This is a genomic window from Streptomyces venezuelae ATCC 10712 (assembly GCF_008639165.1).
GTDB classification, from domain to species: Bacteria; Actinomycetota; Actinomycetes; order Streptomycetales; family Streptomycetaceae; genus Streptomyces; species Streptomyces venezuelae.
Window position 1 is genome coordinate 5054575 of sequence record NZ_CP029197.1, and the last position, 18098, is coordinate 5072672.

14 protein-coding genes are annotated in these 18098 nt (G+C 71.8%); 4 read left to right on the plus strand and 10 right to left on the minus strand.

The window, feature by feature from the left end; translation table 11 throughout:
- Positions 1–2: 2 nt before the first annotated feature.
- Positions 3–557, minus strand: coding sequence for a peroxiredoxin (locus DEJ43_RS23540; protein WP_015035887.1), 555 nt, complete (start codon positions 555–557; stop codon positions 3–5).
- Between the two features lie 133 nt (positions 558–690).
- On the opposite strand from DEJ43_RS23540, the gene DEJ43_RS23545 reads away from it, so the two are divergent.
- Positions 691–1644 carry a LysR substrate-binding domain-containing protein gene (locus DEJ43_RS23545; protein ID WP_015035888.1) on the plus strand — a complete coding sequence of 318 codons (954 nt, stop codon included), beginning with the start codon at positions 691–693 and terminating at the stop codon, positions 1642–1644.
- Positions 1645–1717: 73 nt separating this feature from the next.
- On the opposite strand, the gene DEJ43_RS23550 is transcribed toward DEJ43_RS23545, so the two are convergent.
- The 3 genes from DEJ43_RS23550 to DEJ43_RS23560 are packed head-to-tail and all read right to left on the minus strand — an operon-like array spanning position 1718 to position 5291.
- Positions 1718–4090 (minus strand): FtsX-like permease family protein, encoded by a 2373-nt coding sequence (locus DEJ43_RS23550; RefSeq protein WP_015035889.1) that lies wholly within the window; start codon positions 4088–4090, stop codon positions 1718–1720.
- Positions 4087–4770 carry an ABC transporter ATP-binding protein gene (locus DEJ43_RS23555; RefSeq protein ID WP_015035890.1) on the minus strand — a complete coding sequence of 228 codons (684 nt, stop codon included), beginning with the start codon at positions 4768–4770 and terminating at the stop codon, positions 4087–4089. The genes DEJ43_RS23550 and DEJ43_RS23555 overlap by 4 nt, the downstream gene beginning before the upstream one ends.
- Positions 4767–5291, minus strand: a complete 525-nt coding sequence (locus DEJ43_RS23560; RefSeq protein WP_015035891.1) for a PadR family transcriptional regulator — start codon at positions 5289–5291, stop codon at positions 4767–4769. Before DEJ43_RS23560 ends, DEJ43_RS23555 begins: the two co-directional genes overlap by 4 nt.
- Before the next feature lie 283 nt (positions 5292–5574).
- Here DEJ43_RS23560 and DEJ43_RS23565 point away from each other — a divergent pair, with 283 nt between their 5' ends.
- Entirely contained in the window at positions 5575–7779 is a 2205-nt protein-coding gene (locus DEJ43_RS23565) for a transglycosylase domain-containing protein (protein WP_015035892.1), read from the plus strand.
- A gap of 98 nt (positions 7780–7877) precedes the next feature.
- Here DEJ43_RS23565 and DEJ43_RS23570 read toward each other — a convergent pair whose 3' ends face one another.
- The 3 genes from DEJ43_RS23570 to DEJ43_RS23580 all read right to left on the minus strand — a co-directional run bounded on the left by DEJ43_RS23570 (position 7878) and on the right by DEJ43_RS23580 (position 12326).
- Positions 7878–9866, minus strand: coding sequence for an ATP-binding SpoIIE family protein phosphatase (locus DEJ43_RS23570; RefSeq protein WP_015035893.1), 1989 nt, complete (start codon positions 9864–9866; stop codon positions 7878–7880).
- 312 nt (positions 9867–10178) lie between these two features.
- A complete protein-coding gene (fomD, locus tag DEJ43_RS23575; protein WP_015035894.1) occupies positions 10179–10844 on the minus strand; it encodes a cytidylyl-2-hydroxypropylphosphonate hydrolase in 666 nt (221 codons plus the stop codon).
- Positions 10845–10916: 72 nt separating this feature from the next.
- Entirely contained in the window at positions 10917–12326 is a 1410-nt protein-coding gene (locus DEJ43_RS23580; RefSeq protein WP_015035895.1) for a class II fumarate hydratase, read from the minus strand.
- A gap of 106 nt (positions 12327–12432) precedes the next feature.
- Between DEJ43_RS23580 and DEJ43_RS23585 the strand changes: the two genes are divergently transcribed.
- A complete protein-coding gene (locus DEJ43_RS23585; protein WP_041662831.1) occupies positions 12433–13977 on the plus strand; it encodes a ricin-type beta-trefoil lectin domain protein in 1545 nt (514 codons plus the stop codon).
- A 231-nt stretch (positions 13978–14208) separates the two neighbouring features.
- Here DEJ43_RS23585 and DEJ43_RS37560 read toward each other — a convergent pair whose 3' ends face one another.
- Entirely contained in the window at positions 14209–14856 is a 648-nt protein-coding gene (locus DEJ43_RS37560) for a lipoprotein (RefSeq protein WP_015035897.1), read from the minus strand.
- A 117-nt stretch (positions 14857–14973) separates the two neighbouring features.
- On the opposite strand from DEJ43_RS37560, the gene DEJ43_RS23595 reads away from it, so the two are divergent.
- A complete protein-coding gene (locus DEJ43_RS23595; RefSeq protein WP_015035898.1) occupies positions 14974–15471 on the plus strand; it encodes a hypothetical protein in 498 nt (165 codons plus the stop codon).
- Positions 15472–15499: 28 nt separating this feature from the next.
- On the opposite strand, the gene DEJ43_RS23600 is transcribed toward DEJ43_RS23595, so the two are convergent.
- Positions 15500–16141, minus strand: a complete 642-nt coding sequence (locus DEJ43_RS23600) for an HAD family acid phosphatase (protein ID WP_015035899.1) — start codon at positions 16139–16141, stop codon at positions 15500–15502.
- A 163-nt stretch (positions 16142–16304) separates the two neighbouring features.
- Positions 16305–17975 (minus strand): fumarate hydratase, encoded by a 1671-nt coding sequence (locus DEJ43_RS23605; protein ID WP_015035900.1) that lies wholly within the window; start codon positions 17973–17975, stop codon positions 16305–16307.
- Positions 17976–18098 lie beyond the last annotated feature (123 nt).

Sequence of the window (18098 nt, forward strand, 5' to 3'; positions counted from 1 at the left end):
GCTCACTCGCCCGACAGGAGCGCGGCGGCATCGAGGGTGCCCTCGCCCTTGTTCCAGTTGCAGGGGCAGAGCTCGTCGGTCTGCAGGGCGTCGAGGACCCGCAGGACCTCCTTGGGGTTACGGCCGACGGAGCCGGCGGTCACCATGGTGAACTGGATCTCGTTGTTCGGGTCCACGATGAAGACGGCGCGCTGGGCGAAGCCGTCCGCGCCCTCGACGCCGCAGTCGCGCATGAGCTCGTGCTTGGAGTCGGCGAGCATCGGGAAGGGCAGGTCACGCAGGTCGGCGTGGTCCTTGCGCCAGGCGTGGTGCACGAACTCGGAGTCGCCGGAGACGCCGAGGATCTGGGCGTCGCGGTCCGCGAACTCGTCGTTCAGCTTGCCGAACGCGGCGATCTCGGTGGGGCAGACGAACGTGAAGTCCTTCGGCCAGAAGAACACCACGCGCCACTTGCCCTCGTAGGCCTTGTGGTCGATCTGCTCGAACTCCTTGCCGCTCTCCAGCGACACGCAGGCGGTCAGGTCGTAGGTGGGGAACTTGTCACCGACAGTGAGCACGCGCTCTCCTCGCAAACAGGAAGGGGTCCCTTTTGGGGGCTTCCATGGGGGTTGGACGGCTCACAGCATGGCACGGAGTGCATTGATCAGTGAAATAGCTAGAGTGGGTCGTGTTGATCGAAGGTGGTTATCAGTGATCCCGGCACGACGTGTGAAACAACCCAGCCTCTCCCAGCTCAGAGCCTTCGCGGCGGTCGCGGAGCAGCTGCACTTCCGCGATGCGGCGGCGGCCATCGGCATGAGCCAGCCCGCGCTCTCGGGCGCGGTTTCGGCACTCGAAGAGGCACTCGGTGTCCAGCTCCTTGAGCGTACGACGAGAAAGGTGCTGCTCTCGCCCGCCGGGGAGCGGCTCGCCGTCCGGGCCCGGGCCGTCCTCGACGCCGTGTCGGAGCTGATGGAGGAGGCCGAGGCCGCCCGGGCCCCGTTCACCGGGGTGCTGCGGCTCGGGGTCATCCCGACCGTCGCCCCGTACCTGCTGCCGACGGTGCTGCGCCTGGTCCACCGCCGCTACCCGGACCTCGACCTCCAGGTCCACGAGGAACAGACCTCCTCGCTCCTGGAGGGGCTGGCGGCCGGGCGGCTCGACCTGCTGCTGCTCGCCGTCCCCCTCGGCGTGCCCGGCGTCACCGAACTGCCCCTCTTCGACGAGGACTTCGTCCTGGTCACCCCGCAGGGCCATCCGCTGGCGGGCCGGGACGACATCCCGCGGGACGCCCTCAAGGAGCTGCGGCTGCTGCTCCTCGACGAGGGCCACTGCCTGCGCGACCAGGCCCTCGACATCTGCCGCGAGGCCGGACGCACGGACGGCGCCGAGGTCACCACCACCGCCGCGGGTCTCGCCACCCTGGTCCAGCTGGTGGCCGGCGGCCTGGGCGTGACCCTGCTGCCGCGCACCGCCGTGACGGTCGAGACGGCCCGCAACAACGCCCTGTGGACAGGGCTGTTCGCCGAACCGGCGCCCGCCCGGCGGATCGCCCTCGCGATGCGCACGGGCGCCGCCCGGCAGGCCGAGTTCGAGGAACTCGCGGAGGCGCTCCGGGGGGCGATGCGGGGCCTTCCGGTACGGGTACTGGACGGCGGTTCCTGAGACCCCCCGGTGTCAGGAACCGCCGCCCGTCTCGTACACGCGCCCGGAGGGTTACGTACACGCGCCCGGAGGGTTACTCCGTGCGCAGCCCGTCCGCGCGCATCAGCCGCCACAGCAGCGGCATGCTCAGCAGCGTCACGGCGGCGATGAGGCCGAGGCCGATCCCGACGACGGGCACGAAGCCCCACCAGTCCTCGACCCGCTGGCCGCCCATCTTCAGCAGGAGCACGCCGAGGCCGAGACCGCCCACCACGGAGAGGGCGAGGCCGAGGAGGATCGGCACCGCCGTCTGCCACAGCACCGACCAGCTCAGCGTCGAGCGCCGGGTGCCGAAGGCGACGAGCGAGGAGAGCAGCCGCTTGCGGTCCCTGAGCTGTTCGAGCGTGGTGACCAGGAGCGAGGCCGCCACCAGCAGCATCGTCAGGGTGGAGCCGACCAGGATGCCGGTGCGGACGCTGGAGAAGGCCGCGTCGCGTTCGAGGTCCTTCAGGGTGCGCACCCAGGAGGTCGGATCGACGGCGTACGCCGTGTTCCGCACGTGCTCGGCGGCGTCGGGCACGGCCGGGTCGAGCCGGACCATGGCCTGCGCGTCGGGTTCGTCGAGCGGGAGGCCGCCGATCGCCGACGGGGTGGCGAGAACGCCGTACTGGTACATGCCCGTCGGGTCCGGGCGGGAGTCCACGATCCGGGCCGTGGCGGGGATGCGCCACTGCGGCAGCGGGGCGCCCTTCGGGGGCTGCGGCCCGTCCGGGTGCGGATGCGGGTCGCGCAGGGCGACCGTGGCGCCGGGCCGCGCCACCCGGGCGACGAAGCTGTCGCCGGGGTTGCCCTGCGCGCCGTGCGCCAGGAAGACGAAGACGTCGCCGTCCGTGCACGAGGGCAGCGTGGCGTACTCCCGGAGGGAGGCGCAGTCGCCGACCCGCAGCGAGGTCATCGGGGCGAACTCCTCGCCGCCCTTCAGCGGCCCCGGCCGCCACACCCGTGACTCGACGGTGCCGATCACGGCGCTGACGCCGTCGGTCCGCGCGATGCGGTCGATCACCCCGCGGGCCTCGCCGGCGTTCCTGGCGTCGGTGCCGACGGCGATCTGGGCGCGGGACGTGTCCTCGCCGCTCGCCTGCGTGAAGTCGCTCTCCATCGCCTGGAAGAGCATCTGGAGGGCAATCGCCCCGGTGGCCGCGACGACGATGCCGCTGACCGCGCGGGCCGCCGTGCCGCTGCTCAACTGGAGCCTGCGGACCGCGAGCTGCCAGGCCACCGGCCCGGCGTGCAGCCGCTTGACGCCCGCTTCGACGAGCCACGGCAGGAGCGTGGTGAGGCCGATCAGGGCGAGCGTGGTGCCGGCCACGACCCCCACCGTGTCGATGCTCGTCTCGTTCATCTCGACCTCGCCGACGAGCGGTACGAGGAAGGCGGCGCCGGCCGCGAGGAGCAGCAGCCGCCACCACAGCCGGCGGCGGCGCGGGGTGGAGGTCCGTACGACGCCGAGCGGTTCGATCGCCACGCCGCGCAGTGCGAAGAGGGTGACCACGACCGAGGCGACCGGGACGATGCCGAGGACGAGGGCGGCGAGCGGGCCCATCGGCACGACGTCACCGGGGTAGGCGTTGACGTCCCAGATGGTGAAGACCCCCGCGAACTGCCGGGCCACCGCGAAGAGTCCGAGGCCCACGAGGAGCCCGAGCAGCGCGCTCGCGAGGGACTCGCCGGCCGCGATCCGCCGGGTCATGGCGGTGTCCGCGCCGATCAGCCGGAGCGCCGCGAGCCGCCGGTCGCGCTGCTCGCCGCCGAAGCGGACGGCGGTCGCGACGAAGACGAGCACCGGCAGGAGCAGGACGACGCAGGCGACGACGACGAGGAGGATCAGGAAGGCGTTCATCGGTTCCGCGGGCACCGACCAGCCATAGCGCGTGCCGCGCCCGTCGAAGTTGTCGGTGGTGAGGAAGTCGACGTGGGCGACGTACCGGAGTTCGGCCGGGCCGATGAGTCCGGCCGGTCCGATCGTCCCGACGGTCTTGTAGGGGAGCCGTTCCTTGAGCAGGGCGCCCTCGGGGGAGTCGAGCAGCTTCCCGAGCGCGGGGGAGACCAGCATCTCGCCGCTCCGGGGGAACGCGGGCGCGCCCGGGGGCAGCGGGGGCGCGTCGCCCTCGGGGCGCAGCAGCAGTCCGCTGATGACGTCGTCCCGGTAGACCGTGGTCCGGCCGAGGTGGAGAAAGGTGTCCGCGCGGGGCGCCGTGACCTCCTGGCTGCCGTCGACGGCGCGGACCGACTCCCGCACCTCGCGCTGGAAGAGCATGTTCGGGAAGGAGGCGGCGACCAGCAGCAGGGCCACGCCGAAGCCCACGCCGGTCGCGGTGAGCAGGGTGCGGAGCCGTCCCGAGCGGCCGCCGGTGACCGCGAACCGGGCGCCGAGCGCCAGGTCGCGGGCCCAGGTGCGCAGGATCATGCCACCCACTCCGCGTCCCGGACGGCCCCGTCCCGTACGACGATCTCGCGGTCCGAGTAGGCGGCGACGCGGGCCTCGTGGGTGACGAGGACGACGGCGGCGCCGGTGTCCCGGGAGGCGTCGGTGAGCAGCCGCATGACCCGCTCGCCGTTGAGGGAGTCGAGCGCGCCGGTCGGCTCGTCGGCGAAGATCACCCGCGGGGCGGTGACGAGGGCGCGGGCGACGGCGACCCGCTGGCCCTGGCCGCCGGATATCTCGCCGGGGCGCTTGTGCGCGGTGTCGTCGACCTCCAGCCGGGCCAGCCACTCGACGGCCTTCGCCTCGGCGGCCTTCCGCTTCTCGCCGCCCAGGCGGAGCGGCAGGGCGACGTTCTCGACGCAGGTCAGTTCGGGGACGAGCTGGCCGAACTGGAAGACGAAGCCGAAGTCGGTGCGGCGCAGGGAGCTGCGCGCGGTGTCCGAGAGCGCGGTGAGTTCGCGTCCGTCGTAGGTGATGGTGCCGGCGTCGGGGCGCACGATGCCGGCCAGGCAGTGCAGCAGGGTCGACTTGCCGGAGCCGGAGGGGCCCATGACGGCGACGACCTCGCCGGCCCGCAGCGAGAAGGAGGCGCCCGCGAGCGCGGGGGTCGGCCCGTAGGCCTTGTCGAGGCCGGTGGCCCTGAGCAGGGGGGTGGAGCTCATCGGTGGATCTCCTCGGCGAGCCGGTCGAGGCGGGCGGCGGTCAGTTCCAGCCAGCGCAGGTCCGCTTCCAGGTGGAAGAGGGCGTGGTCGCAGATGAGCTGGTCGGCGAGGTCGCCGTCCTTCTTGCGCCGGGTGAGTTCGCGCATCAGGCGCAGGTGCTCGGCGCGCTGGGTGTCGAGCAGCTCGGCGGCGCCGCGGCCGGTGAGCAGGGCCAGGACGACCTTGGTGTAGAGCGTGGACTGGAGGTACGGCTCCGGCTTCTCGGGTGTGGCGAGCCACTGGGCGACATCGGTGATGCCGGCCTCGGTGATGGCGTACCGCTTGCGCTCGGGGCCGCCGCCCGCCTCGATGCCGTCGACGACGACGAGGCCGTTCTTCAGGAGGCGGGACATGGTCGAGTAGACCTGGCCGTAGTGCAGGGGCCGGTCGTGGCCGAACTTCTCGTCGAAGGCGCGCTTGAGGTCGTAACCGTGGCGCGGGCCGGACTCCAGGAGTCCGAGGAGGGTGTGACCGATGGACATGTCCGTCACTGTACACGGGGTGTATACGCACGATGTATAGCCCCACCCCGCCCGCCGGAGGGCGTGTGCGCGGCGATGCGGAGGGGCTCCTTCACGCAACCATCGGCTCCGCCCGAGCGTCGGTTCCTCTGGGTGGGGGTGCTGATTCTCACGTCCCGAAAAGACGTGATCAGTTGTCTTTTGTCTGCATCGTCGGTGTTAGCTGACTAGCTGAGCCGATCCGGCGCGGGCGGGACAGGACCGAGGCACGCCGGGACACACGACGAGCGGAGCGACAGGACACATGGGCCGACCGGACAAGGGCAAGGCGAAGAAACGCGGCCTGCGCCGCCTCTTCTCCTGGAAGAAGCTCCTGGGCACCTTCTTCGTGTGCTGCCTGCTCGCCATGGGCGCCCTGTACGCCGTCTACCTCATGGTCCCCGTGCCCACGGCCAACGCCGAGGCGACCATGCAGAGCAACATCTACAAGTACGCCAACGGCAAGATCCTCGCCCGCACCGGCAAGATAAACCGCGAGATCGTGGGCCTCGAGCGCATCCCCGAGAAGGTCCAGAAGGCGTTCGTCGCCGCGGAGAACAAGACCTTCTACCGGGACAACGGCGTCGACATCAAGGGCACCACCCGCGCCGCCTGGTCCACCATCACCGGCAAGGGCAAGCAGGGCGGCTCGACCATCACCCAGCAGTACGTCAAGAACTACTACCTGAGCCAGGACCAGACGGCGACCCGCAAGCTCAAGGAAATGGTCATCGCCATCAAGGTCGACCAGCAGAAGAGCAAGAGCGACATCCTCGCCGGATACATGAACACCAGCTACTACGGGCGCAGCGCCTACGGCATCCAGGCCGCCGCCCGCTCGTACTACGGCGTCGACGCCACCCAGCTCACCACCGCCCAGGGCGCCTACCTCGCCTCGCTGCTCCAGGCGCCCAACCAGTACGACTGGACCTCCGCGAGCCCCACCGGCCGCAAGCTCGTCGAGCAGCGCTGGAACTACGTCCTCGACAACATGGTCGGCGAGGGCTGGCTCCCCGCCGCCGAGCGCGCCGGCATGAAATTCCCCGTCCCGCAGAAGCCCAAGCCCGCCCCCGGCATGGAAGGCCAGACCGGCTACATCGTCGAGGCCGCCAACCAGGAGCTCGTGCGCCAGGGCGTCAGCGAGGAGGACATCAAGGCCGGCGGCTGGACGATCACCCTCAACATCGACGAGAAGAAGCAGAAGGACCTCGTCAAGGCGGTCGACAAGCAGCTGGAGGCCAAGCTCGACCGCAAGGGCGACAAGAAGGACGCCACCGTCCAGGCCGGCGCCACCTCCGTCGACCCGAAGACCGGCGCGGTCGTCGCCCTGTACGGCGGCGTCGGCGCCACCGAGCACTGGACGTCCAACGCGACCCGCCGCGACTACCAGCCCGCCTCCACCTTCAAGCCGCTCGTCCTCGCCTCCGCGATCGACAACCGCTCGCAGACCCAGGACGGGCGCCGGATCGGCCTCGGCACGATCTACGACGGCACCAGCAAGCGGAAGGTCGTCGGCAGCTCCATCCGCTTCGCGCCGGAGAACGAGGACAACGCGAGCTACGGCCCCGTCACCGTCCAGAAGGCCACCAACAGCTCCATCAACTCCGTCTACGCCCAGATGATCGTGGACGTCGGCACCGCCAAGACCAAGAAGACCGCCCTCGCCCTCGGCATGAAGGACGGCCCCGACTTCGGCGAGACCCCCGCCATGTCCCTCGGCACCATGGGCGCCTCCACCATGGACATGGCCGGCGTCTACGCCACGCTCGACAACCACGGCGAGAAGGTCACCCCGACCCTCGTGAAGTCCGCCGTGCACCGGGACCGCACGGTCACCCCGACGAAGACCACCGGCGAGCAGGTCATCAGCCGCGAGGCCGCCGACACGGTCACCAAGGCCATGACCGGCGTCGTGCAGAACGGCTCCGGCTTCCGCGCCGCCGGTGACTACGAGGCCGCCGGCAAGACCGGCACCTCCGAGAACAACCGTTCCGCCTGGTTCGTGGGCTACACCCCCGAACTCGTCACCGCCGTCGGCCTCTTCGGCGAGGACGCCAAGGGCAACCAGGTCACCCTCACCGACACCATCAACCCCGGCCGCGCCAACGGTGGCCGTACGCCGGCCGAGATCTGGGGCGCCTACACCACCAGCGCCCTCGGCGGCGGCTCCGACGCCTCCTTCGACCTGGAGACCGACGGCTGGGGCGGCCCCGACCGTGAGCCGACGTCCACCCCGAGCACCGGCACGACCGACGAGCCGACCGAGGCCCCGACGACGGACGCCCCGGACCCGACCCCCACGACGACCCCGCCGGCCACCACCCCGCCGGTGACGCGGGACCCGATCACCACGCCGCCCCCGCCGACGACCACGCCGCCGACCACCGAGCCGGCCCCGCCGACGTCCATCCAGCCGCCGGACGGCGGCGGCGAGCAGGGCGGCGACAGCACCGCCGGCCCGCCCCAGTGACGAAAGGGCCGGACCCCCGGACGGGGCCCGGCCCTTCCTCGTATCGCCGCTCCGGATGGCCCGAATCACGGGGTCCGGCCTTTCTCGTACGCCTCCGGTCAGCTCCGGGTGGCCAGTTCGAACCAGACCACCTTGCCGCCCGAAAGCCGGGTCGCCCCCCAGCGCCGCGCGAGCCGGTTCACCAGGAACAGGCCGCGGCCGCCCTCGTCGGTGTCCCGCGCCCGCCGCTGCCGGGGCAGCTGCGGCGAGTCGTCGCCGACCTCGCAGCGCAGCACGTCCGTCCGCAGCAGCCGCAGCGTCACCGGCCGCTCCGCGTACCGCACGGCGTTCGTCACGACCTCGCTGATCAGCAGCTCGACCGAGTCCGTCAGCTCCTCCAGGTCCCAGCGGGCCAGCGCCCGCCGGGCCAGCCGGCGCGCCCGCCCCGGCGCCGCGTCCTCCGGCTCCAGGAACCAGTACGCCACGTCGCTCGGCGCGATCCCGTCGAACCGGGCCGCGAGCAGCGCGATGTCGTCGTCCCGGTCGCCAGGACCCAGCATGTCGAGGACGTCGTCGCAGAGCGCCTCAAGGGGCGGCGAGTGGTCCGGACCGGTCAGCTGCGCCGTCGCCGCCAGCCGCTCCCGCAGCTGCTCGATGCCCGTCCACACGTCCCGCAGCCGGGACTCCACCAGCCCGTCCGTGTAGAGCAGCAGCGTGGCCCCCGCCGGCGCGTCCAGCTCGACCGCCTCGAAGTCCACCCCGCCCACGCCGATCGGGGCACCCGGCGGCACCCGCAGCACCTCGGCACGGCCGCCGAGGTGGAGCAGTATCGGCGGCGGATGGCCCGCGTTGGCCACCGTGATCCGGTGCGAGACCGGGTCGTACACCGCGTACATACAGGTCGCCATCCGGTTCTCGCCGAGCCGCTGCGCCTGCTCGTCCAGGTGGTGCAGGACCTCCTGCGGCGGCAGGTCGAGCCCCGCCAGGGTCTGCGCCGTGGTGCGCAGCTGGCCCATGATCGCCGCCGAGGTCATCGAGTGCCCCATGACGTCGCCGACGACCAGCGCCACCCGGCTGCCGGGCAGCGGGATCGCGTCGTACCAGTCGCCGCCGACCCGGGCCGTCTCGGCCGCCGGCAGATAGCGCGAGGCGAGCTTGACGCCGGTCGGCTGCGGCAGCGAGTCCGGCAGCATCGTCCGCTGGAGCTCGTCCGCGATGTACGCCTCACGGCCGTACAGCACGGCCTTGTCGATGCCGAGCGCCGTGTGGGTGGCCAGCTGCGCCGCCACCAGCAGGTCGTTCGGCTCGAAACCGGCCCGCTCGGGGCGGCGCAGGAACACGGCGGCGCCGATCACCCGGCGCCGGCCGCGCAGCGGGGCCAGGACGGCCCGCAGCCCGCCGGGCAGCGGATGGTCCGGGCCGAGCAGTTCGGTCAGCGCGGTCTTGGCGGCCGCGGAGTCGCCGAACACCGGCCGCACCCCCCGCAGGACCTCGGCCAGTGCCCCACCGGACCGCACCTCGCAGAGTTCGGCCGCGGGGGTCGGATCCGGATCGGGTACGAGGACGAGCTCCTCGCCCTCCAGATCGCTTAACCGGAGCCGGTCCGTGCGGCGCAGCCGCAGGACGAACGGTGCCACCGGGCGCTCGTCGCCCACCGGCAGCGGGTCGCGGAGGTAGACCAGGATCTCGTCGGAGAAGGTCGGCACCGTCGCCCGGCACAGGCCGAGCACGATCTCGTCCAGGTCGATGCCGCGGGCGATCCGCCGGGTCGCCGCCCCGACGAACCGCAGCCGCTCGCCCTCGCGCCGGGCGGCCGTGTCCCCGCCCCGGGCGACGCCCGCGTGCTGGGCCGAGACGGCGACGGCCTTGGCCCCGAGCGCGGCGGGCCCGCCGGGGACACCGGGGACACCAGGGACACCGGGGGCCGTCGGAGCACCGGCGACCGCGGGTGCGTCCGCACCGGGAGCCGCCGGGCCGCCGGGGCCGCCAGGCTGGGCCGGCACGTCGGAGGGCAGGCCGGCCGCCGCCTCCTGGCGAGGGCGCGCGCGTTCCTGCGACCGGGCAGCCAGGGGCTGCCGGCCTTCGTGGGAGGTGGGATGCTCCGTCACGCGTGGGATTCCGTCCGTCCGGGCCGGTGGTGCGATGCACTCGCTCTTCTCGCCGATGCCGCGCCTTCGGCGGGGATAAACCCCTTGTGTGCAGCGGATGTGGAGGCTTCGTGAGCCGTGGCAACGGCGGGGGTCGGAACACCCGGGCAGACGTCCGGCACTGCTCTCCCCCTCGTGGATGACTTCAGGTCAGGTCCTGCGCTGCGTTCGGTCGTTGGTCCGCTCGTCGGGTCGGTCCGACGTGCCGTTCGGCCCCCCTCCGCCGTGCGGAGGACGATCCTACGTTTCAACCCCGGGGGCGCATCAAGGGTCTCACGGCGCCGTGTGCGCCGGAGTGCGGTCCCAGTCGGCCGGCAGCTCCGGAACCCGCCATCCGGGATCGGGCCGCCAGTCCTCCCAGCCGTCCGCGAACGGCGCCCCCCACGCCTTGATCCGGTCCACCGCCAGCGCCCCGGCCGCGCGGACCCGCGCCGCCTGCCCGGGGCCCATCAGACCGGACCGCTGGGCCTGGGCGAACTCGTCCTCGTCCCGCCACAGCCAGCTGCGGTCGGGGTAGACGGAGATGTCGAGGAAGTGGTCCTCGGAGTCGAAGCCGCCGGCCCAGCGGACCCGCGGCTCCTCCAGGTTCACGTACCAGCTGCGGAAGCGCCAGCCGCGCTCCCAGAACAGCCACACCGACCAGGGCTCGCCGGGTCTCGCCAGCTTCAGCACCCCGCTGCCGGACCACCGCGCGCGTTCCGTGGTGCGCGGGGCGGTGTAGCGGGTGGCGAGCGGCTCCTCGTGCACGGGCGTGCCGTCGGCGAGCACGGGCCGGACGCATTCCGTGCCGGGCGCCATCCAGACCGCGAGCAGCTCGGGGGTGTCCTGGACGACCGTCACGGGTCGGCAGATGTGCACCTCTCCGGTGCCGTTGCCGCGATAGCGCCAGAGGATGTGATCCCCAGGCGCCCAGTGCTGGGAGCCGCCCGATCCTGTCATGCGCAGATCTTAGGGGCGCGCTCCCACCACCGCAGCGGCACAGATCACGGATGAGTCATCCGATGTCCCCTCTCACGGGCGGGTCATGCGGAGCACGTCCAGCGCCTCGTCCAGCTGCTCGACCGTCAGATCGCCCCGCTCCACGTACCCGGACTCGATGACCACCTCCCGGATGGTCTTCCGCTCGGCGAGGGACTTCTTGGCGACCTTGGCGGCCTCCTCGTAGCCGATGTACTTGTTCAGCGGGGTGACCACGGACGGCGAGGACTCGGCGTACTCGCGGGCCCGCTCGACGTTCGCCGTGATCCCGTCCACCGTGCGGTCGGCGAGCAGCCGGGACGCGTTGGCCAGCAGCCGTACGGACTCGAGCAGGTTCTTGGCCATCACCGGGAGCATGACGTTGAGCTCGAAGTTCCCGGCCGCGCCCGCCACCGCGACGGTGGTGTCGTTTCCGGTCACCTGGGCGGCGACCATCAGGACCGCCTCGGGGATCACCGGGTTCACCTTGCCCGGCATGATCGACGAGCCGGGCTGGAGGTCGGGGAGGTTGATCTCCGCGAGGCCCGTGCGGGGTCCGCTGGACATCCAGCGCAGATCGTTGGCGATCTTGGTGAGGGAGACCGCGATCGTACGGAGCTGCCCCGACGTCTCCACCAGCGCGTCACGGGCGCCCTGCGCCTCGAAGTGGTCGCGGGCCTCGGTCAGCGGCAGACCGGTCGCGCGGGCGACCTCGGCGATGACGGCCGCGGAGAAGCCGGCCGGGGTGTTGATGCCGGTGCCCACCGCCGTACCGCCGAGGGGGAGTTCGGCGAGCCGGGGGAGCGCGCCGCGCAGCCGCTCGGCACCGTACCTGACCTGCGCCGCGTAACCGCCGAACTCCTGGCCGAGGGTGACCGGGGTGGCGTCCATGAGGTGCGTACGGCCCGACTTCACCACCGACGCGAATTCGGCCGATTTTCGCTCCAGGGAGGCGGCCAGATGGTCGAGGGCGGGGATCAGGTCGCGGGTGACCGCGCCGGTGGCGGCGATGTGGATGGAGGACGGGAAGACGTCGTTGGAGGACTGCGAGGCGTTCACGTGGTCGTTGGGGTGGACCTCGCGCCCCTCCGGGAGCCGCTCGGTGGCCAGGGTGGCGATCACCTCGTTGGTGTTCATGTTGGACGAGGTGCCCGAGCCGGTCTGGAAGACGTCGACCGGGAAGTGCTCGTCCCAGCGCCCCTCGGCGACCTCGGCCGCCGCCGCGGCGATGGCCTCGGCGCGGTCACCGTCGATCACGCCGAGTTCGGCGTTGACCCGCGCGGCGGCGGCCTTGATCCGGGCCAGGGCCTCGATGTGGGCGCGCTCCAGGCGCTGTCCGGAGACCGGGAAGTTCTCCACGGCCCGTTGGGTCTGGGCCCGCCACTTGGCGTGGGCGGGTACCCGTACCTCGCCCATGGAGTCGTGCTCGATCCGGAATCCGCCGGCCTGGTCTGTGTCGTTCATGGTGTTCAACCTCCGTAAAAAGATGAGCACTTGTCTTGTTCGATGTATTCCCAAGGCGCGTACCGGCCAGTAAAAACCGTGGGTAACCCCACTTCCAGGAGGCGCAGTGAAGCGCACCAGGTACAGACTCCGCTGGCCCATCGCCGCCGTCGCCGCGGCCGCCGCCGCACTCGGCACGATGACCGCGGCCGCCCCCGCCGGCGCGGCCGCCCCCACCACCGCGGCGGCCGGCACCACGGCCGCGACGGCCTCCGTACCGCTCCCGCCCGCCCTCGAGGCGATCCGGGCCGCCGAGGCCACCAAGATCTACGGCAGCCCCGAGGAGCGCCCGCTCGCCCAGCGCAAGACCGGCCTGATCTCCCTCGGCGACAGCGAGATCTCCGGCGAGGGCGTCGGCACGTATGAGCCGCCCACCAACGGTCCCAGCAACTGGTGCCACCGCTCGCCCGACGCGGCCATCCACCGCACCGGCATCCCCGCGGACCTCACGTTCAACGTGTCCTGCTCCGGCGCCTACACCGGCAACATCCGCATCGGCGGCTCCAAGCAGTACGCCGACGAGCTCGTCCAGAGCGACAACCTGGCCGTCAAGGCGCGCAACACCCGGATCAAGATGGTGGTGCTCGTCGCCGGAGCCAACGACGACCTGCAGTTCGGGCCCGTCATGACCGACTGCGTCCAGCGCTACCTGCTCCTCCAGGGCCCCTGCGAGCCCAAGTACGCCCCCGGCTGGCAGGCCCGGGTCGACGCGCTCGTCCCCAAGGTCGAGCAGACCGTGCGCGACCTCAAGACCGTGATGCGCGACGCCGGATACGCCGACGGCGACTACAAGCTCGTCGTCATGGGCTACCCCAGCCCCATCGGACCCGACTTCAACGACAACCCGGACTTCCCCGGCAAGCTGATCTGCGGCGGACTCGGCTACGACTCCGACACCGTCTGGGGCCGCAACACCGCCGTCCCCGCCTTCGAGCGCGGGATGCGCGCCGCGGCCGCCTCCACCGGGGCCGTCTACCTCGACAACTCGCGGCTCTTCCACGGCCACGAGGTCTGCATGGAGGACACCTGGGCCCGCGGCCTCTACATCGACCTCTCCAAGCCCGGGACCCCGGACGAGAACTCCGTACGGCAGTCCTTCCACCCCAACGCGCGCGGCCACGCCGCCTTCGCGTCCTGCCTCACCCAGATCTACAACGCGGGCACGCGTGAGGCCAGTTGCGCCGACGTGAACTCCACGGGCACCCCGACCCTGTTCCCGCTGGCCTGGGACGACGTCTACCGGGCGCTGAAGAGCCAGGCGACGGGCAACTGCCTGGACGTCGACGGGGCCCGCTCGGCCAACGGCACCGCCGTCCTCGGCTGGGACTGCCACGGCGGCCCCAACCAGGCGTGGTGGTACGACTCCGCCCGCAAGACCGTCCACACCCGGCTGACCCAGGACCGCTGCCTGGACGTGCCCGCCTCCGGCTACCAGACGGGCAAGGCGCTCGTCCTCTGGAACTGCCACGGCGGTGGCAACCAGAAGTTCGTCCGCGACGGGGCCACGATCCGCCCCGCCGAGGCGACGGGCCTCTGCCTCACCCAGAGCGCGGCGAGGCAGCCCGTCAGGCTCCAGAACTGCGACGGCTCGACCGGACAGAACTTCGTGTGACGGCGAGGCGGTCCGGGAGCCGTAGAACGGTGACCCCGGGCTGAGAGCCGTAGAGCCCGGTCCGGGAAGCGTGAACCCGGGCTGGGAGCCGTACAACCCGGTCCGGGAACCGTAGAACCCGGCCCGGGAAGCGTGAACCCGGTCCGGGAACCATGCACCGCGGTCCAGGACCGCCGTGGCCCCCCGCCGGCACACCGGCCGGGGGCCACGGCCCGTTCCCCGCTGGCGGCCTCAGAGCACCTTCAGCGTGGTCCGGGCCAGCTCGTACGCCGGGAGCATCGCCCGGTGCTCGGCGGTGTCGAGCCCGCCGAGGTGGACGATCACCGCCCCCTTCGGCGTCGCCACGGCGAAGGCCCGCTCCTCCTTGGACCCGCCGCCCAGCTCGTCGCGGACGGTGTACGTCACCTCGACCGCGGCCCGCGCGCCGCTCCCGGTCTCCTCGTAGGCGGCCCCGGACGCGCCCTTCGCGGCCTTCACGAACCCTTCGAGCGCGGCCCGCGCGGGGCCCTTCCCGGCCGTCCACACCCGCAGGAAGCCGACGTGGCCGGCCGGCTTGGCGTCCACCTCGCAGCGGACCGTGGCCGGGCCCTGCCGGGTGAGCGCGGCGAACTCCGGGTCCTCGGGGTTCTCGACCGCCTTCGGCCGCCACTTCTCCGCCAGCCGGAAGGACACCGGCAGCGGGCAGGCCGTCCCCGGACCACCGAGGCTCGCACCGGCCGCGACCGCGGTGGCGGCCGGCGCGGTGGTGGTGGGCGCGGCGGTCGGCCGTGCGCCCTGGGTGACCTCGGGGAGCGGCTCCACGTCGCCGCAGCCGGCGAGCAGCAGCCCCGCCGCGAGGGCGGCGGCGACCGGCGCCAGGGTCCGTATCGGGTGTCTCATGCGCGTCAGCGTAACGAGCGGCCCGGGGTACTCCGGACGGGCGTGTCCGGGGCGGGCGTCGCACAATGTGAAGCAGGTCCGAAGATCCCCGGGGGGATTCCCCGCAGGAGGCAGGACATGTTCCGCAGCTTCAGGAGGATCGGCGCGCTGGGCGTGAGCGCGGTCGCGGCGGGGGCGTTCTGCGCCGTCGCCGCCGTGCCGGCGTCCGCCGCCGACGGGTTCGAGTTCACCGTGTACGCCAAGGAGGTGCCCGGCGACCAGAGCGGCGAGGCGACCGGGCCGCCACCCGAGCTCGGGGACTCGTTCGCCTTCGCCGACGACCTGTTCAGGACCAAGGGCGGCGACCGGATCGGCCGGGACGGGGTGGCCTGCACCGTCGTCCGCGCGGGCAACCCCAGCGACGTCCTGTGCGTGGGCACCTTCGTGTTCGACGGGGGACCCGGCGGGCAGGTCACGGGCCAGACCATGCTGACGGTCGATCCGGGACAGGACGAGGTGTCCGCGTTCGACATCGCCGTCAACGGCGGGACCGGCGACTTCAAGGACGCGCGCGGCACCATCCGTTCGACCCCGGACGGCGACTACTCGCGACTGGAGTTCCACATCGGCAAGTGACCCGCCGGGGCCGATCGGAGGCCGGGGTTCAGGAGAGCTTGCCGCCGTAGTCCGGGAGCTTGAAGGTGCGTTCGGCGTGGCCGCCGACCAGGTCGGTGGTGTTGTTGCCGATGTTCGCGATGATCGTGTAGCCCTTGGCCTCGATCTTCGCGCGCTGCTCGGTCTTGTACGCGCTGACCTCGGCGAACAGGTCGGGCAGCGAGCGGACGTAGAGCCCGTCGACCGGGTAGCCGGCCTGCTTCAGGTTCCAGTCGGTGAGGGCGTGGATGATCCCCGGGCGGGCGGTGACGAAGAAGACGTCCACGCCCCGGGCGTGGGCGTCGCGGACCAGTGAGCGCACGTCGGCGATGGCCGGGGTCGGCAGCTCCCAGAAGGGGTGGAAGTCCGTCTCGAGGGAGCTGTTGTCGATGTCGAGGACGATGGCCTGCTTCTCGCGGTCCGCGTTCTCGGAGCGCTCCTCGATGTACGGACGGGCCTGGTCGACCACGGCCGCCACGTCACGCAGCCAGGTCCGGTAGTCGACGTCCTTGAAGGCGGCGGTCGACGTGCTGTGGCTGTCCGGGTCGGCGGCGGACGCGGTGGGCGCGGGGCCCACCACGAGGAACGCGGTGAGGGCGAGCGCGGCGGTGGTGCCGGCGGCGGCGCGGCGGCGCAGGGGCGTGGGGGGCATGGGGGGCTCCTTGGTCGACCAGCTCAGGACTTTGGCATGCTCGCGCCCAATACTGGACAGTAGGCAACGAGTTGGCTACCGGTCGGTAGCGAGTTTCTGAGCGGAAATCGACAGCGCCCCCCGGTCCGGAAGGACCGAGGGGCGCGCGCCGGGCGTCAGTTGATCAGCCGAGGCCGGGGCCCCGCACCGGGATGTGGGTGAACGTCGGCTCCGGGGCCGGGTTCTGGAAGAAGTCGTTGCCCTTGTCGTCCACCACGATGAACGCCGGGAAGTCCTCGACCTCGATCTTCCAGACCGCCTCCATGCCGAGCTCCTCGTACTCGACGACCTCGACCTTCTTGATGCAGTCCTGCGCGAGACGCGCGGCCGGGCCGCCGATCGAACCCAGGTAGAAGCCGCCGTGGCTGCCACAGGCGTCGGTGACCTGCTTGCTCCGGTTGCCCTTGGCCAGCATGACCTTCGAGCCGCCCGCCGCCTGGAACTGCTCCACGTACGAGTCCATCCGGCCGGCCGTGGTCGGACCGAAGGAACCGGAGGCGTACCCCTCGGGGGTCTTCGCCGGGCCCGCGTAGTAGACCGGGTGGTCCTTCAGGTACTGCGGCATCTCCTCGCCCGCGTCCAGGCGCTCCTTGATCTTGGCGTGCGCGATGTCGCGCGCCACGACCAGCGGCCCGTTCAGCGAAAGACGGGTCTTGACCGGGTACTTGGTCAGCTCGGCGAGGATGTCGTCCATCGGCTGGTTCAGGTCGATCTTCACGACGTCCGAGGACTCGTCGAGGTGGGAGTCCTCCGTCTCCGGCAGGAAGCGCGCCGGGTCCGTCTCCAGCTGCTCGAGGAAGACGCCCTCGGCGGTGATCTTCGCGACGGCCTGGCGGTCGGCCGAGCAGGAGACGGCGATGGCGACGGGCAGCGAGGCGCCGTGGCGCGGCAGCCGGACCACGCGGACGTCGTGGCAGAAGTACTTGCCGCCGAACTGGGCGCCGATGCCGATCTTCTGCGTCAGCTCGAAGACCTTCTCCTCCAGCTCCTTGTCCCGGAAGCCGTGGCCGGTGGCGGCGTCGCCCTCGGTCGGCAGCTCGTCCAGGTAGTGCGCGGAGGCGTACTTGGCGGTCTTGAGCGCGAACTCGGCGGAGGTGCCGCCGACGACGATCGCCAGGTGGTACGGCGGGCAGGCCGCCGTGCCGAGCGAACGGATCTTCTCCTCCAGGAACTTCATCATGGAGGCCTCGTTCAGGACCGCCTTGGTCTCCTGGTAGAGGAAGGACTTGTTGGCGGAGCCGCCGCCCTTGGCCATGAAGAGGAACTTGTACGCGCCGCCGTCGGTCGCGTACAGCTCGATCTGCGCGGGCAGGTTCGAGCCGGTGTTCTTCTCCTCCCACATGGTCACCGGGGCCATCTGCGAGTACCGCAGGTTCAGCTTGGTGTACGCGTCGTAGACGCCCTTGGACAGGGCCTCCTCGTCGCGGCCGGAGGTCAGCACGTTCTGGCCGCGCTTGCCCATGACGATCGCGGTGCCCGTGTCCTGGCACATGGGCAGGACGCCGGCGGCGGCGATGTTCGCGTTCTTGAGGAGGTCGAGCGCGACGAACTTGTCGTTCGACGAGGCCTCGGGGTCGTCGATGATCCGGCGCAGCTGGGCCAGGTGGGCCGGCCGCAGGAAGTGCTGGATGTCGTGGATCGCCTCGGCGGCCAGCGTGCGCAGCGCCTCCGGCTCGACCTTGAGGAACGTACGGCCGTCGGCCTCGAAGGTGGAGACACCTTCGGAGGTCACCAGGCGGTAGGGCGTGGTGTCCTCTCCCAGGGGGAGCAGATCGGAGTACGCAAACTCTGGCATGGGGGCCATTCCTCACTCGGCAAGACGTCGCACCGCCTCCGTTGGCAGTGCGCCCTCCAGCGTAGAACGCGGCCAGGGGCACGGTCCTGTGAGGTAAGGCTCACTTGGTCGTCCGGAACGTGA